Source organism: Methylorubrum sp. Q1 (genome assembly GCF_004683995.1).
Lineage (GTDB): Bacteria > Pseudomonadota > Alphaproteobacteria > Rhizobiales > Beijerinckiaceae > Methylobacterium.
The window spans coordinates 80506-95177 of the sequence record NZ_SRHQ01000022.1; the positions used below are offsets into that span (position 1 = coordinate 80506).

15 protein-coding genes are annotated in these 14672 nt (G+C 70.0%); 7 read left to right on the forward strand and 8 right to left on the reverse strand.

The features are described from left to right. Window positions 1–80: 80 nt before the first annotated feature. Both E4V01_RS19575 and E4V01_RS19580 read left to right on the forward strand, forming a co-directional pair. Window positions 81–632: a hypothetical protein gene (locus E4V01_RS19575; RefSeq protein ID WP_135299479.1), complete on the forward strand. Its 552-nt coding sequence runs from the start codon at window positions 81–83 to the stop codon at window positions 630–632. Beyond that, a complete protein-coding gene (locus tag E4V01_RS19580; RefSeq protein WP_135299480.1) occupies window positions 632–898 on the forward strand; it encodes a type II toxin-antitoxin system RelE/ParE family toxin in 267 nt (88 codons plus the stop codon). Before E4V01_RS19575 ends, E4V01_RS19580 begins: the two co-directional genes overlap by 1 nt. Here E4V01_RS19580 and E4V01_RS19585 read toward each other — a convergent pair. Further along, window positions 889–1374 carry a thioesterase family protein gene (locus E4V01_RS19585; RefSeq protein ID WP_193763240.1) on the reverse strand — a complete coding sequence of 162 codons (486 nt, stop codon included), beginning with the start codon at window positions 1372–1374 and terminating at the stop codon, window positions 889–891. The two genes, E4V01_RS19580 and E4V01_RS19585, sit on opposite strands and share 10 nt — an antisense overlap. 141 nt (window positions 1375–1515) lie before the next feature. Here E4V01_RS19585 and E4V01_RS19590 point away from each other — a divergent pair, with 141 nt between their 5' ends. Then, window positions 1516–2031, forward strand: a complete 516-nt coding sequence (locus E4V01_RS19590; protein WP_135299481.1) for a hypothetical protein — start codon at window positions 1516–1518, stop codon at window positions 2029–2031. Between the two features lie 27 nt (window positions 2032–2058). Here E4V01_RS19590 and E4V01_RS19595 read toward each other — a convergent pair whose 3' ends face one another. Next, a complete protein-coding gene (locus tag E4V01_RS19595; protein ID WP_135299482.1) occupies window positions 2059–3312 on the reverse strand; it encodes a deoxyguanosinetriphosphate triphosphohydrolase in 1254 nt (417 codons plus the stop codon). Between the two features lie 126 nt (window positions 3313–3438). Between E4V01_RS19595 and E4V01_RS19600 the strand changes: the two genes are divergently transcribed. From E4V01_RS19600 to trpS, 3 genes are all read left to right on the forward strand, one after another. Further along, the gene (locus E4V01_RS19600; protein ID WP_004447459.1) at window positions 3439–3765 is read left to right on the forward strand and encodes an iron-sulfur cluster assembly accessory protein; all 327 of its coding nucleotides are present in this window, start codon (window positions 3439–3441) and stop codon (window positions 3763–3765) included. A gap of 140 nt (window positions 3766–3905) precedes the next feature. Next, on the forward strand, window positions 3906–5804 hold the full coding sequence (locus E4V01_RS19605; RefSeq protein WP_193763241.1) for a hypothetical protein: 1899 nt from the start codon (window positions 3906–3908) through the stop codon (window positions 5802–5804). A gap of 207 nt (window positions 5805–6011) precedes the next feature. After that, the gene (gene trpS, locus E4V01_RS19610) at window positions 6012–7037 is read left to right on the forward strand and encodes a tryptophan--tRNA ligase (RefSeq protein ID WP_135299483.1); all 1026 of its coding nucleotides are present in this window, start codon (window positions 6012–6014) and stop codon (window positions 7035–7037) included. A gap of 12 nt (window positions 7038–7049) precedes the next feature. On the opposite strand, the gene E4V01_RS19615 is transcribed toward trpS, so the two are convergent. The 3 genes from E4V01_RS19615 to E4V01_RS19625 form a co-directional block, all read right to left on the reverse strand. Then, a complete protein-coding gene (locus E4V01_RS19615) occupies window positions 7050–8459 on the reverse strand; it encodes a septal ring lytic transglycosylase RlpA family protein (RefSeq protein ID WP_135299484.1) in 1410 nt (469 codons plus the stop codon). Window positions 8460–8726: 267 nt separating this feature from the next. Beyond that, a complete protein-coding gene (locus tag E4V01_RS19620; protein ID WP_060770734.1) occupies window positions 8727–9080 on the reverse strand; it encodes a ribbon-helix-helix domain-containing protein in 354 nt (117 codons plus the stop codon). Then, a complete protein-coding gene (locus E4V01_RS19625) occupies window positions 9064–9753 on the reverse strand; it encodes a ParA family protein (protein ID WP_003607087.1) in 690 nt (229 codons plus the stop codon). The genes E4V01_RS19620 and E4V01_RS19625 overlap by 17 nt, the downstream gene beginning before the upstream one ends. Before the next feature lie 361 nt (window positions 9754–10114). Here E4V01_RS19625 and E4V01_RS19630 point away from each other — a divergent pair, with 361 nt between their 5' ends. Next, on the forward strand, window positions 10115–10681 hold the full coding sequence (locus E4V01_RS19630; protein ID WP_135299485.1) for a hypothetical protein: 567 nt from the start codon (window positions 10115–10117) through the stop codon (window positions 10679–10681). 203 nt (window positions 10682–10884) lie between these two features. On the opposite strand, the gene E4V01_RS19635 is transcribed toward E4V01_RS19630, so the two are convergent. The 3 genes from E4V01_RS19635 to E4V01_RS19645 all read right to left on the reverse strand — a co-directional run bounded on the left by E4V01_RS19635 (window position 10885) and on the right by E4V01_RS19645 (window position 14576). Next, entirely contained in the window at window positions 10885–12222 is a 1338-nt protein-coding gene (locus tag E4V01_RS19635) for a hypothetical protein (protein ID WP_193763242.1), read from the reverse strand. A gap of 224 nt (window positions 12223–12446) precedes the next feature. Beyond that, a complete protein-coding gene (gene cobF, locus E4V01_RS19640) occupies window positions 12447–13205 on the reverse strand; it encodes a precorrin-6A synthase (deacetylating) (RefSeq protein WP_135299487.1) in 759 nt (252 codons plus the stop codon). A gap of 567 nt (window positions 13206–13772) precedes the next feature. Continuing rightward, the gene (locus E4V01_RS19645) at window positions 13773–14576 is read right to left on the reverse strand and encodes an invasion associated locus B family protein (RefSeq protein ID WP_135299488.1); all 804 of its coding nucleotides are present in this window, start codon (window positions 14574–14576) and stop codon (window positions 13773–13775) included. Window positions 14577–14672 lie beyond the last annotated feature (96 nt).

Genomic DNA, 14672 nt, shown 5'->3' on the forward strand with positions numbered 1-14672 from the left:
CTCGCGCCACGCATCGATCCCTTGGTGTTCGGGGCAGGCGCGAATACATTTGGTGACACCGGAGGTTGGGAGAGGCTGCGATGGCTGCAGGTGCGGTGATTGCGATGGACGCGATAGGGCGCGGTCTGGCCGTTCCAGGCATCCATGAGCCACGTCGTTACGACGCGTATCGCCAGACACTGGTGCGCGAGGAGGCGGAACGCCTGTATGCCGGGGCGGAGCAGGAACTCGCCCGCTGGCGTGAAAGTCTGCAGTTGGCGACCGAGCGATTTCGCGAGGCCTTTCGCAGGGCTGAGCATCCGGCGCCGGAGATGCGCGCCTTTCTCGATACCGTCATCGCGGCTGTCAGTGCGAAGATTGACGCGGAGGCGGCCGGCGCCGGATCGGTCGAGAAGGAATGGCGGAAGGAGGCGATCCCGGAAGAAGCGTCCGCCGCCGCGCGCAAACCCTGGATTGCGGATCTCGCGGGACGGATGAATGGGCTGGAGCATGCGTGGCGCGACGAGCGCGTCCGCTTCTACTACGCACTGCTTGCTCTGCGTGCGGACCACGATCCCGAGGCAAGAGGGGGCCCCGCTTTCGAGACGCCGGAGGACCTTGAGGCTTTCCTCGAGACGATCGAACCCATCTGATGGCGACGGTCCGGCTGACACCGAAATTCGTGAAAGCCTTGCAGAAGCTCGGGCATCAACAGATCGAGCGCGCCAAGAAATCCTTGCTGCAGTTCCAATCCAATCCGCGACACCCGTCGCTGCATTTCGAGAAACTCAGCGGCTCGAGCTATTGCACGATCCGCGTCGACATGAACCACCGTATCGTCGTGCGGGATGAGGGCGACGATCTCTATGAGATGGTCGATATCGGCAACCACGATTACGTGGATCGCTCCTACGGGTGAGATGTGCCGGACGCGCCCGCGCCGACAAGTTCCGCCAGTACGGCCCGCAGCCGCTCGGGCAGCGGGATCGGCCGGCGTGTGGCGCGGTCGACATAGACGTGGACGAAGTGGCCCTGCGCGGCCGCCTCCGCCGCGTCATCGCGAAAGATCGCGATCTCGTAGCGTACGCTGGTGCGGCCGAGATGGGCCACCCGTACGCCCGCGGTGATCCGGTCGGGGAAGGCGACGGGGGCGAAGTAGCGGCAGCCCGTCTCCACCACGAGGCCGATGACGGGGGAGCGGGCGATGTCGAGGGCGCCCGCCTCCACCAGGATCCCGTTCACCGCCGTGTCGAAGAAGGCGTAGTAGACGACATTGTTGACGTGCCCGTAGACGTCGTTGTCGCCCCAGCGCGTCGTCAGCGGCACGAGCCGGGGATAGGCGGCGCGGGTGTCGCGCAGGGTTGTGCGGTCGGCGCTCAATCGGTCCTCCGTCATTTGGCCCTATCCCTTGTCCCCTGCCGCCTTTCGCGCAGGGAAAAGGCACTCTCTCGGTAGAATGCAGCGTTGCACGCAGAGCGCGAACGGCGGCGTTGTCGTGGCGAGATCCTGCCAAGATCCTGCATGGAGTTTGCCCCGATGAAGTCCTTCGCCCTCGCCGCCACGGCCCTCGCCACCCTGATCCTCGCACCCGCAACCGCCGAGGCCCGCGAGTTCGGCGGTCATGGCGGGTATGTCGGCGGCGGTCGCCATCAGGGCGGCTACGGCCATCACGGCTATGGTGCGCGCTTCGGTCAGGCCGGCCGCATCGGTGGGTATCGCGGTGGGTTCGCCGGTCATCGCGGCGGCTTCGGTCATCGCGGCTTCGGATATCGCGGATACGCCGCGCGCGGCATCTATGGCCGCGGCTACGGCTACGGTTACGGACGGGGTGCCGGCATCGGCCTCGCGGGGGCCGGAGTCGGTCTGGCCGGGGCCGGGGCCGGGCTCGGGCTGGGCCTCGGGCTCGCCGGCGGCGCGCTGAGCGGCGGCTACGGCTGGGGTGGTTACGGCGGCTACGCCGCGCCGGCTTATGGCTACGGCTACGCGCCCGTCACCACCGGCTACGCCCCCATCTACAACACCGGTTACGGCGCGGGCTGCGTCTGCGAATGAGATCGTGAGCCTTCCGCTGGCGGCGCCTCACGGCTCCGTCAGCGGAAGGCCACGGCTCGGCGGGCTCCAGTGCAGGTTGGGCGTCGCCGCAAACAGCCGGCTATGCTCCAGCACCGCGTAGGTGTCGGTCATGCCGGCGATGTAGTCGGCGATGCGCCGGGCGAGACGGGCCTCGCTGGCATTCTCCAGCCCCTCCGACCATTCGGCCGGCATCCGCGCCGGGTCGGCGCGGAAAGCCGAGAACAGGTCGTCGACGATGGTCGCGGCCTTGGCCCGCACCGCCATCACTTCCGGGTGGCGGTACATCCGCGCGAACAAGAAGCGCTTGATGTCCGCATCCGCCGTGGCGATGGCCGGCGAGAAGGCGATGACCGGCTCCTGCGCGGCGCGGATGTCGCCGACGCTGCGGGGGGCCAGCGCGGCGATGCGCGCCTCGCTCTCGCGGATCACGTCCTCGACGAAGCGCGTGATGACCCGGCGCGCCAACTCATGGATCTTCCGCGACGGCTCCAGTCCGGGATGCAGGGTGTCGATCTCGTCGAGCAGCCCGTTCAGGAACGGCACGGCCGTGAGGTCGGAAAGATCGAACAGACCGGCCCGCAGGCCGTCGTCGAGGTCGTGGGCGTCGTAGGCGATGTCGTCGGCGAGCGCGGCGCCCTGCGCCTCCGGGCCGGCGAAGCGCGACAGTTCGAGGTCGTTGGTCGCGTTGTATTCGAGCAAAGCCATCGGGATGCCGTCGGCGGCGTAACGCAGGACCGGCGCGCCGGAGGCGTCGAGGAGCGGGCCGTTATGCTTGACCAGCCCCTCCAGCGTCTCCCAGGTCAGGTTGAGGCCGTCGAAGCCGGCATAGCGCCGCTCCAGCCGGGTGACGATGCGCAAAGCCTGGGCGTTGTGGTCGAAGCCGCCGTAATCGGCCATGCAGGCGTGCAGCGCGTCCTCGCCGGTATGCCCGAAGCAGGTGTGGCCGAGGTCGTGGCTCAGCGCCAGCGCTTCGGCCAGATCCTCGTCGAGGCCGAGCGCGCGGGCGAGCGCCCGAGCGATCTGGCTGACCTCCAGGCTGTGGGTGAGCCGCGTGCGGTAATGGTCGCCCTCGTGATGCACGAAGACCTGCGTCTTGTGTTTCAGCCGCCGGAAGGCGGTGGAGTGGATGATCCGGTCGCGGTCGCGCTGGAAGTCGCTGCGGGTGGGCGAGAACGCCTCGGGGATCAGCCGCCCGCGGGTTGCCGCCGGATCGGTGGCGTAGGGCGCCCGCCAGCGCTCGCCGTTCTGCCGCACCTGCACAGCCCTTCCTTCCGCAGCCGCGTTGCGGCCGGCCCTCGCACCCCATATCTTGGGTGGGGTGAAGCCCGCGGCAATCGCGGGCTCTTACCTTCACGACACCGGTTCGAGAAACGGGGCCGCGCCACGATGGCCGACATCAACCTCACCGCCCGCGCCGCCAAGCGGATCAACGAGATCATGGGTGCCGAGCCCCCCGGCTCGTCGCTGCGCATCAGCGTGAACGGCGGCGGCTGCTCGGGCTTCTCCTATGCCTTCGACATCACCAGCGCCCGCGAGGGCGACGACGTGGTGATCGAGCGCGACGGCGCCACCGTGCTCGTCGATCCGGTCTCGCTCGAATATATGGGCGGCGCGACCATCGACTTCGTGAACGACCTGATCGGCCAGTCCTTCAAGATCGAGAACCCGCTCGCCACCGCCTCCTGCGGTTGCGGCACCTCCTTCGCGATCTGAGGCGAGCCCGACCCGACGATCGGGCGCGAAGCGGCGGCGCCGTGGCACCGGCGCAATTGCCACGCCTGTGGAAAACCGGCAGGGATGGAAGTCTCACGGCCCTTCTCCGATCTCCTGCCAGCCTGCGATCTGATCCAGCCATGACGTCATCGACGCGCCGTCCCGTTCTCATGCGGGCACTGCTCGCCTCGGCTTGCGCGGTCGCGCTGCTGACAGGGCCCGCGCCCCTGGCGCCGGCCGTGGCACAGGAGGCGGCGTCCGCGGTCCAGGATCTCGTGCTCGACAACGTGAGCCTCGCCTTCGGCGACACGCTCGTCACCGCGCCGAAGGTGACGGTGAGCGGCACGCGCCTCTCCCGCGACGATCTGCTCGCGATCTTCAGGACCGACGCGAAGGACGCGAAGGATCCGGTCAGGGAACTCTGGCCCGCTCGGCTTCAGCGCCTTGATGCCGGCAGCCTCACCATGCCGGAGCTGCGCGTCGAGCGCCGCGACGGCGACCGGCGGCAGGTCGTGACCTATCGCGACGTGGCCGCGCGCACGATCCGGGCGGGGCGCATCAGCGAACTGACCGCGGCCGGCGCGACGCTCACCGTCGAGGGTGCGCCGCAGGCGGGCAGCGGCAGCTATGGCCGCATCCGCGCCGAGGAGGTCGATCTCACCGCGCTGGCGCGCCTCTACAGCGAGGCCGGCGACGCGGGCAGCCCGCTCCAGCGCCTCTACGTGGCGCTCGCCGTCGAAAGCATCGCCTTCATCGACGAGCGCGGCACCACGGTGTCGATCGCCCGCCTGACCGGCCGCGACCTCGCCGGACGCCAGACGCCGGCGACTTGGCGCGGCGCCGTGGAGGCGTTGGGCGATGGCGGCCTGGCCGAGGACGACCGGGCCAAGCGTGCCCGCTCGGCCGGCCTGCTCGCGGATCTCGCCGAATCAGTCTCGGTCGGCAGCCTTGAGGCGACGGACCTGACCGTGAAGGAGGTGAAGGGCGATGACCCGCTCTCCTTCAGCATCGGCCGCATGAGCTATGCGGGCGGAGCTGAGGCCGGCATCACGCTCGCCGAGATCGGCTTCGGCGCCAAGGAGGCGCAGGGCAAGATCGCCCGCCTCTCGCTCACCGGCTTCTCCCTGGAGCCGACCATCGCCGCCCTGCGCCGGCTCGCGAAGGCACCGCTCCCCGCCGGCACCGATCTCGGGAAGGGGGCCGCTCCGGCGCCGGACCTGCAGGAGGCGGAACTGCGCCGCCTGACCCCGGTCATCGGTACGCTGACCCTGTCCGATCTCGGGCTCGATCTCGCGCAGGTGGCGGTGTCGCCCCCGGCCGTACCGGGCGATCCGCTCAAGGCGGCGAAGCTTGTTCCGCTCCCGCCGCTCCATATCGGCCTGCGCGGCGCCAGCATGAGCTTCGGGCCGCCCAAGGACGGCGTGCCGACCGAGACCCGTTTCACGCTCACCGGCCTCACCATGCCGGCCTCCGCCGTCGAGGGCGTTCCCGGTCTCGGCTCGCTCGGCCTCTACGGCTACCGCGACCTCGATCTCGATGCCACGGCCGACACCGCCTGGAGCGAGGACAAGCGGGAACTGAGCTTCAAGGCGCTGTCGCTCTCCGGCAAGAATATGGGTCGCCTCCACCTTGCCGCCACGCTCGGCGGCATCGGCCCCGAAGTGTTCGACCCGGATGCCGCGGTCTCGGGCTTTGCCATGCTCTCGGCCACCGCCAAGGCGCTGGACCTGACGCTGGAGAATGGCGGCCTGTTCGAGCGCTTCATCGACGCCCAGGCGAAGGTGCTGAGCCTCAAGCCCGACGAACTGCGCAAGGAATACGTGACGGCGAGCGTGATCGGCGTGCCGGTGATCCTCGGCAACTCGGCGGCCGCCAAGGCGATCGGCGCGGCGATGGGCAAGTTCGTGGCCAAGCCCGGCACGCTCTCGATCAGCGCCAAGGCGAAGAGCGGCGAGGGTCTCGGCATGGTCGATGTCAGCACCGCCCCGACCCCGGCGGCGGTCCTCGACAAGCTCGAGGTGAATGCCAAGGCCGAGTAGCGTTTCCCGCCTTGGTTGAATCCCCTGGCGGTGATACGAGGCGGCATGACCGACGCTGTGCAAAGGCCCGTCTCGCTCTGGTGGCGCTCCCTTTAGGGAGCGGCATCGTTCGGTCATGACAGACGAACCCTGCCGCCGTGAAGCGGCAGGCAGCGTCATTCCGGCAAGTCTCTCCTCACGGCGGCTCACTTCTCAGGAGCTGCCCCCATGAATCCCGAAACCTGTGATCCGCGTCCCGTCATCGTCACGGGCGACCGCCCCACCGGCCCGCTGCATCTCGGCCATTACGTCGGCAGCCTGAGGAACCGCGTCGCGCTCCAGGCGACGCACCGGCAATTCGTGCTGGTCGCCGATGCCCAGGCTCTGACCGACAACGCCCAGGATCCCGATCGCATCCGGCGCAACATCCTCGAAGTCGCCCTCGACTATCTCGCCGTCGGCATCGACCCCGCCCTCTCGACGGTGTGCGTGCAATCGGCGCTGCCGGCTTTGGCCGAGCTGACCCAGCTCTATCTCAACCTCGTCACCGTGGCCCGGCTGGAGCGCAATCCGACCGTCCGCCAGGAGATCCAGGCCCGTGGCTTCGGCCGGGACATTCCGGCCGGCTTCCTGTGCTACCCCGTGGCCCAGGCCGCCGACATCACCGCCTTCCGCGCCACCCTGGTGCCGGTGGGCGAGGATCAGGCGCCGATGATCGAGCAGACCAACGAGATCGTCCGCCGGGTGAACCGGCAGGCCGGGCGTCCCCTCCTGCCGGAGGCGCGGGCGCTGATCCCCGAGACCGGGCGGCTGCCCGGCATCGACGGGCGGGCCAAGATGAGCAAGTCGCAGGGTAACGCCGTGGCTCTCTCGGCCCCGCCGGAAGCGATCCGTGAGGCGGTGCGGCGGATGTACACCGATCCCGGCCATCTCCGGGTCTCCGATCCCGGACGTGTCGAGGGCAACGTCGTGTTCACCTATCTCGACGCCTTCGACCCGGATGGCGCGGCGGTCGCCGAATTGAAGGCGCGTTACCGGCGCGGTGGACTCGGCGACACGGCGGTCAAGGCGCGGCTGGAAGCCGTGCTCGACGCCTTCCTCGCGCCCCTGCGCGAGCGGCGGGCCGCGTTGGCGCAGCGCCCGGACGAGGTGCTCGACCTGTTGCGCGACGGGACGAAACGGGCGCAACGCCTGACCGCGGACACGCTGGAGGCGGTCCGCGACGGGCTCGGCGTGTTCACCCTCGCCGCTTGAGACGGGGTCGCGTCAGTTCGCCGCCACCTGGGAGCGTTTCGCCTTGGTGCCGGATGGGCCGGGCGTCTGGGCCACGGCCGTCTTGGTCGCCGTCTTGGCGGCGGGCTTGGTGCCCGGCGTTGGCGCCGTGCCGGTGAGCTTGGCGATCGCCTGCTTCGAGCTGGGCGGCATTCCCGCCATACGCGAGGCGGGTTCGGGCGCCGCGGCTTTGCCGGTGGGCTTGGGCGTGCCTTTGACGGTTCCGGCGGCGGCGAATTGCGGGGCCGGCGTCTTGGTGGCTGCCGCCTTCATCGGCACCGCTTGCGCGGTACGGACGGGCACGGAGACGCCCTTCACCGGCGTGGAGGCCAAGCGCGTCGGGGCCGGAGCGGTCGCATCCTTGTGCCGGCCCTGTGCCGGCTGAGCGGAGCGGCCGGTTTCGGCCATCATGCGGCGCGGCTCGATCGCCGGCTTGGCCGGGGCGGCGGCGAGCGCCACCGGAGCCGGACGGAACGGCGCGGCGCGGGCGGCCGTCGGCTGCAACGCCGCCGGGACGGCGACCGCGGCGCTGGCCAGCACGACCGGCGCGGGCCGGGCCGGGCGCGAGGCCGGTGCTGCGGTCTCCGGCGCCTCGTCGTCGCGCTCGCCCGCCGGGCGGAAGGCGAGTGCGCGGGAGGCGCGTTCGAGCCGCTCGGGCGCGGCCTCGGGCTCGGAGGGGCCGAGATCGGCCATCATCACCGGCGCGCGCCCGATCGCGGCGGGGCGACCGTCGGTGCGCAGGGTGGCGAGCAGCTTGCGATCGTCGCTGCCGGCGACGGAGGCTTTGCCGGCATACTCGACGCGCACCCGCGCCGTGCCCTTGCGGTGGAATTCGAGCGCGCGGGCCGCCTCCTCGGACACGTCCATCAGACGGTTGGCATGGTAGGGGCCGCGGTCGTTGACGCGCAGGATCATCGAATGACCGTTGTCGAGGTTGGTCACCCGGACATAGCTCGGCAGCGGCAGCGTGGGGTGCGCGGCGGCGATGGAGTGGCGGTCGAAGACTTCGCCGTTGGCGGTGACCCGGCCGTGGAAGGCGCTGCCGTACCAGGAGGCGAGGCCCTCGCGCACGTAGCCGCGGGCATCCTCGCGCGGCACGTAGGTCTTGCCCGCCACCACGTAGGGCTTGCCCGAGAAGCGCCGCCCGCCCCCCTTCGGGATCACGTCGCCCTCGTTGTAGAGGCGGCGGCTCGCCTTCACGCCGTATTTCGGATCGATCTCGCTGCCCGAGGATGCGCCGCCCGCGAGCTTGGCCGGATTATTGGCGCAGTTGGCCGTCGTCAGCGCCACCGCGCAGACCGCGAGGAGCTGCAGGGCCGGTCGCAGGACCGGCATCGCACCCCGCGTCGGAGCGTCCGCGGCCGTCCTGATCGATGCCAAATCCCGTGGCATGACATGAGTCATGTCGCTCGCCCGCTCCCCGCCTACGCCACAGATTCCCCCAAGGCCGCGGAAAGCTGGGCCTTAAGGGGATCACGCTACGCCGAGCCGGAACAGACGTCCGGCCGTCCCCAGACGATCGTCCGGACGCGGTAAAGGAAGGCTGAACGGGCGGTCAGGTAGCGGGAGCGCCGAGGCGTTGCGCGCGCAGACAGTCGCAAGGACGCGAGAGGAAAGCTGCGCCGCGCATCATGACGGGCCACGTGAAGCGAAGGGCAGCGTCCCGTTTTCTCAGCGCGGGTTCTCGCCCAGCACCTGCTCGATGGAGCGGGCGCCGCGCTGCTTGAACAGCAGGTCGAGGGCTTCGAGCATCAGGGCGTGCATCTTGGTACGCTCGGCATAGGCCAGATCCCGGAGCTGGTCGTAGACCGGGGGCTCCAGATAGACCGACATCTGCTTGGCGCGCTCCTTGAGGGTCCCGGCCCGTGCCGGAGGCGCCGAGGCCGCCAGATCGAGCCGGACGATTTCCGCTCCGGCCGGACTGTTCGCCTTTGCGGCCGACCGGGCTCCGCCCTTCCGCGGCCCGCCGGCCGGGCCGGCGGAGGCGACGATCGAGGCGAGGTCGAGCTTAGGCGGCCTTGACATGCTTTCTCGTATCCTTGGCCGTCTCTGCGGCCGCTCCCTTGCGGGTCCGCTGCCCCGTCGCCTGCATGCGGCGCTCGATCCAGCTCCACAGCCGGCGCACTTCGCCCGCGGCCTGACCCTTCGGATTGAATTCGGTGACGCCCTGGCCGACGCCGATGGCGTCCTGATGGTCGTTGCGCGCCACGATGTTGACGTCGGGCAGGATGCCGAGCACCGCGAGCCCATCGGCGGCATCGCGGATGCGGTAGGAGCGCGGCGGGGTCTGGTTCAGGACGAAGGCGAACTTCTTTTCCAGGCGGTAGACGGCGGCGAGCGTCGGCTTGAAGGCGCGCAAGTCGGCGGGGGTCGGCCGGCAGGGGATGATGCACAGATCCGCCGCGCGGATCGCCGAGAGCGTCCCGTTGGAATCGATGCCGGGGGTGTCGATGAACACGTAGTCGTAGGACGATTCCGCCAGCCGTTCCATCACGAGGTCGATCTGCGTGGCGTCGATCTGGGCCACTTCGGGGCCGTCGGCGGTGCGGTGATCGAGCCAGTCGGTGATCGTGGCCTGCCGGTCCATCTCCAGGATGCAGACCGCGTGCCCCGCTTCCTGTGCGGCGACCGCAAGCGAGATGCACAAGGTGCTCTTGCCGCTGCCTCCCTTCTGCGTCACGAACGTGATTGCTTTCATGCCGGCCACCCCACCGCTCTCGGTTTCGTCGGGCTGCCGGTCCTGTGATCCCGGGGCCACCCAGACCCCGGATTTCGCCTAACATAGTTAACCGTCCGTTAAGGCCGACGCCGGGCCCCTTCTTTCGCATTCATTGACTTGAGGTTGAATTTGCGCCGTTGCGCCACCTGAGCGCTTTACGAGGTGCGTTGCCTTCCGCTACTATAACTTAAGGCAAGTTTGGTCGCAGAAAACATACCTGAGATTGCTATTGGCGGCCGGTTCGGCCGAGGTAGCCGCTTTCTTTAGGTCGATCCTGGGGCTCGCCGAGCGTCCAGGCTGCGGTCTTGCGCGCCCGGATATGTTCTGCCGGTGCCCTGAGATGACGGTTTTTCAACCTGACCTTCGTTCCGCCTTCGCCGGCTCCGCCTGCATCGGTGCCTGGGCCCATGATCCGGATTCCAACCGGCTCGCCCTGTCCCCGGTCCTGGCGCGGCTCCTGGCCGTACCGGCGGCCTCGGCGGCCGGAGCACCTCTGGCGCTGGCGCTGGCGGCTGTGGAGGCCGAGGATGCGATCCGGCTGGAAAGCGTGCTGCGGGCGGCGGGGGAAGACGGACGACCCTTCGAGGCCGAGTTCCGCACGCGGCCCGGCCCGGACGGTCCGCGCTGGCTGCGCCTGATGGGGCAAAGCGCGCGCGATCCCGAGACGGGGGCACTTACGACCCAGGGGCTCGCCTTCGACCTGACCGAAGGGCGCCGGCCGGTCGAGTCGGAGGCCCATCAAGCTCAGCGGCAGGCCAACCGTCTCGCCGACCATGCCGCGGCGATGAAGGGATTGGTGGCGGGCCTGCGCAACCCACCCCTGGCCCGCCTCGTCGACGAGGTCGCCGTCGAGGTCGGTCACGAGCTTGCCCGCCATCTCCGCGGCACCCGAGGGCAGGTGCACTGACGGACGCGACGGCCCGGATTTAGAGCATCGTCCCGAAAGGTGGTTGCCGGCTTTCGGAAAAAGATGATGCGAAAACAAGAGCCTCAAGCATCGCCCTGGATCAGGTCTCCAGGACGATGCTTGAGTGTCTCTCACAAAACCCCCGCCGCGCTGTCATCGCCAGAGCGAGAACGGTCAGAGACCGGGCGTTTTGTGAGGCCCTCCTATCGCGGCTGCGCGGAGGCTTCGAGCGCGGGGCGGGAGCGTGTCGGCGACGCGGGGAAGAGGAGCCGGCGCAAGGCCTGTGCCGCCTCGGGCATGGGGCGGGCCAGCGCGGCCGCGAAGGCTTTTCGCAGGGCCGAGCAGCCTCGCCCGCGCGCCGGATTCGGTGAGGCCGTCACCGTCGCCACCGCGAGTGCGGCCTGCCTCGTCGAGGCCTCCCGGAGGGGCTGGGGCGCCGCCTCCGTCGCCCTCAACCCGAGCGCCCGCGACAGGATCGCCCGTCCCTGGGCAAGCTGTGCCGCGCCCAGGCGCGGCCGCGTCAGCACGGCGCCGACCCCGTCCTCGGCCCATGCGCAGATGCGCCTCCGGTCCGGACTCGGACGCCGCATCGTCTGCAGGATCATCCGTCCGAGATCGGTCAGGGCGGCCGGGTCGGCCTCGGCGAGGCTTCGCGCCACGGCCTGCGCGGCCATCCGGCGGACACCGTCGACGGCGTCCCCCTCCGAGCGGCCCCGGCGATAGCCGTCGAGGTACCACGCGGCGATCGGCGCGATCGTCCCCGGTGCGCCGGCCTCGACCGCATCCAGCAGCGGCACGTCGCGCAGGATCACGGTGCGGGCCCGCTCCGGGTCGGCACCGTCGTCGAGGGTGGAATCGGGAAAGCGGTAGGCATCGACCCGGCCGGTGGCGACGCCGGCCCTCACCAGGGTGTCGGTGTCGGGGATCATCAGGTCGTCCGGCCGGACCTTGAGGGCGGCATCGACGAAATCGGCGCTGATTCCCGCAGCGAGGTAGGCGGCGCGTTCGGGCGCGCTGTCGGCCGCGATCTCGACGCCGAACGGACCGGTCTCGTAGGGCGCATGGAAGCCGAGCCGCGCCTCCGCCAGGACCAGCCGCTCGCGCCCGCGCACGAAGGCCAGCGTGCAGGCGGACACGCAGTAATCCGGCACGTAGGTGATGAGGCCGTGCTCCGCGATCAGCGCGCCGATGGCCGCGCCCTCATCGACCAGGCCGCCCTCGCTGGTGAGATGGATGCGCTCGACCGTGCGGTGGGCCTCGATCAGCCCGGCGAGCCGCTCGGCCGCCCCCTCGGTCAACTCGCCGGACAGGCGTATGTCGCGTTCGCCGGGCCCGAGGACGATGCGGGTCGAAGGCGCTTCCGGCGCGGTCGCGTGGAGATCGGTGCGGGCCGTGAGCCCGCCGCCGACCGGATCGATCGCTCCGCGCGGGCTCGTCGGCCGGCCCGGGCCGGAGAGCAGGATCCCCGCCATCACGGCGCCGGCCAGCCCGAGCGAAACGCAAGCAACACCGCGCACGGCCCGCCGCGAGCAAGCCGCCATCATTCGCCCCCACAGGATGGTTCGGGTTCTTGTTCGACCCGAGAAGTGTCCATCGCGAGAGCGGCGAAGCAAGGCCTTTGCCAGGGCGAAAAAGCGACCGGAGGCGACCCTTGTCGCCGGGGATGGAAGGGCGGGAAGGAATCGGTTTCGAGCCGCATCGTTTGCGGCAGGGGCTTCCCCGCCTCGACACTATGTCGCAGCGCGAGGGCGGAGCGTCGGCGGCGTCAGGACGCGGGTCTGAGCAGCAGATAGATGTCCATGATCCAGCCGTGGCGGGTGCGGGCCTCCGCGCGCACCCGGCGGATGTCCTCGGCCACGTCACCGAGCCGGCCGGCGACGAGCAACTCGTCCGGCGTGCCGAGATAGGCGCCCCAGTGGATCGTCAGATCGGGGTCGAGCCCCTCGAAGCGCGGGTCGCCGTCGAGCATCACCACGGTCGCGCCGGGCTCCTCGCCCAAACCGTCGCGGAGCCGCCGGCCGGTGGTGATCCGCACCGGCTCGCCGATGCGGTGCAGCGGGATGCGGTGGGCGGCGGCGAGCGCCTGCACGCTGGTGATGCCGGGGATCACGTCGTAGGTGAAGCCGACGCGGCCGCGGGCGAGCACGCGCTCCAGGATGCGCAGGGTGCTGTCGTAGAGGGACGGGTCGCCCCAGACGAGGAAGGCCCCCCGCTCGTCCTCGCGCAGATGCTCGGCGATCAGATCCTCGTAGAGGGCCGCGCGGGCCGCGTGCCAGTCGTCCACCGCCACGCCGTAATCCGTGGGGCGGCGGTCGCGCTCGGGATCGGCTGCCTCGACGAAGCGGTAGGGCCGTCCCGCGATGTAGCGGTCGCAGATCTGGCGGCGCAGGCCGAGCAGGCCGGCTTTGGCTTCCCCCTTGTCGAGGGCGAAGACCGCATCGGTCGCCTTCAACGCCTGGATGCCCTGAATCGTCAGGTGCTCCGGGTTGCCGGTTCCGATGCCGATGACGTGGATGTGTCGCAAGGTTCACGCTTCCGGCCGGGCCTGATCCCGGCGACATCCCCGCGAGGGGAGACATGGCATGGAAGCGGCTTCTTAACGGATCCGGGCTAGTAAGGGAGCCTCAGGATCGGACGGCGCTCGGAGTGGCTGAGGCTTCAGCCCACCAGCGCCGTGAGGCAGGTACCGAACAGGGTGACGAAGGTCATCGTCGCCATGAACTTGATGTCGTCGATGCGCTGGCTCATTGCCTGAACTCCGTTGCGGCTCCTTCGCGGCCGCCGTGATCGTTAAATAACCCCTAACCTTGTGCAGTGGGATTGCGCGGTGCGTTTCGTCACCATTGCTCCCGCTATCCCAGAGGCCGCCCGGCGAAACATCCTTAACGACGACTTGGCGGTTGACTGTTGCCGCCCGGCTGATCTGGGACAGGCCGAACGCACGACGCCCCTTGCGGTTGCGTTTGCCACTTCGCTTTGAGCGATCGAGGGGCGGCCGGGCGTTCCGCGCCCGCCGCTCCGAGAACGGGAAAGCCCCGCCGTGGCGAGCACGGCGGGGCTTTCCTTGTCGAAATCCGTTGAACGGCGCGGCTTACTTCGGCGCAGCGTTGGCGGCCGGGGCTGCGGGAGCCGGGGCGGCGCCGGCCGAGCCCTGCTGCTCCAGCTTCTTGCGCATGTCTTCGCTGCGCTTCTCCATCTCGGCCTGGAGCTTCTTCTGCTGCTCCTCAAGCACCTTCGGGTCGATGGCCGGGCCGTCGAAGGCCTTGCCGAAGCCGGTGAGCGGCACCGCGAACACCACCTCGCGCTGGGTCTGGTTCTGGACCCGGACGTTGAGCGTCGTGCCCTTCTTGAAACCGGTCATCAACTCGTTCGAGACGCCGCCGGCCTCGGCGAAGCAGCCGTTGGGGAAGCAGACCGCGAACTTGCCGCCGGTCACTTCCTTGCCGTCGACATCGAAGCGCATGCCGGGCGCCAGCATCAGGCCGAGCGGCAGCAGGAAGCGGACGACCTTCACCTCCTGCTTCGTCGCGGCGTTCTTCATGTCGTAGACCGCGACGGCGAGCACCGGCTGGCCGTTGTCCGACACGAAGTCGCGGGTGGTGTAGCAGACGTCGGTGCCCGAGCCCTGGTCCTTGCCGCAGACCTTGGTCCAATCGGCCTGGCTCGGCTCGGACTTCACGTTGATGAGCTGCGGGCCGGCGCCCTGGGCCTGCTGCTGGGCCGGCGCGGCCGGCTGGGCCTGCGCGGGGGCCGGGGCCGGGGCCGGAGCGGCCGGCTTCTTCTGCGCGAACGCGGTCCCGCCCAGGCCGGCGCCCAGGCCCGCCATGGCGAGGAACGCGGCCACGCGCAGTGGGCGCGCGGAAGGCTTGGCCATGGAGAACTTGGCAAGGAACATCGGCGTTATGACCCCTTCAACGGATGGCGCGTAGCGACGTGACGCGGTGCTCACTCGGTCCGCCGCAGCCCTGCGGGATGGCCGCAGGCCCGGCCG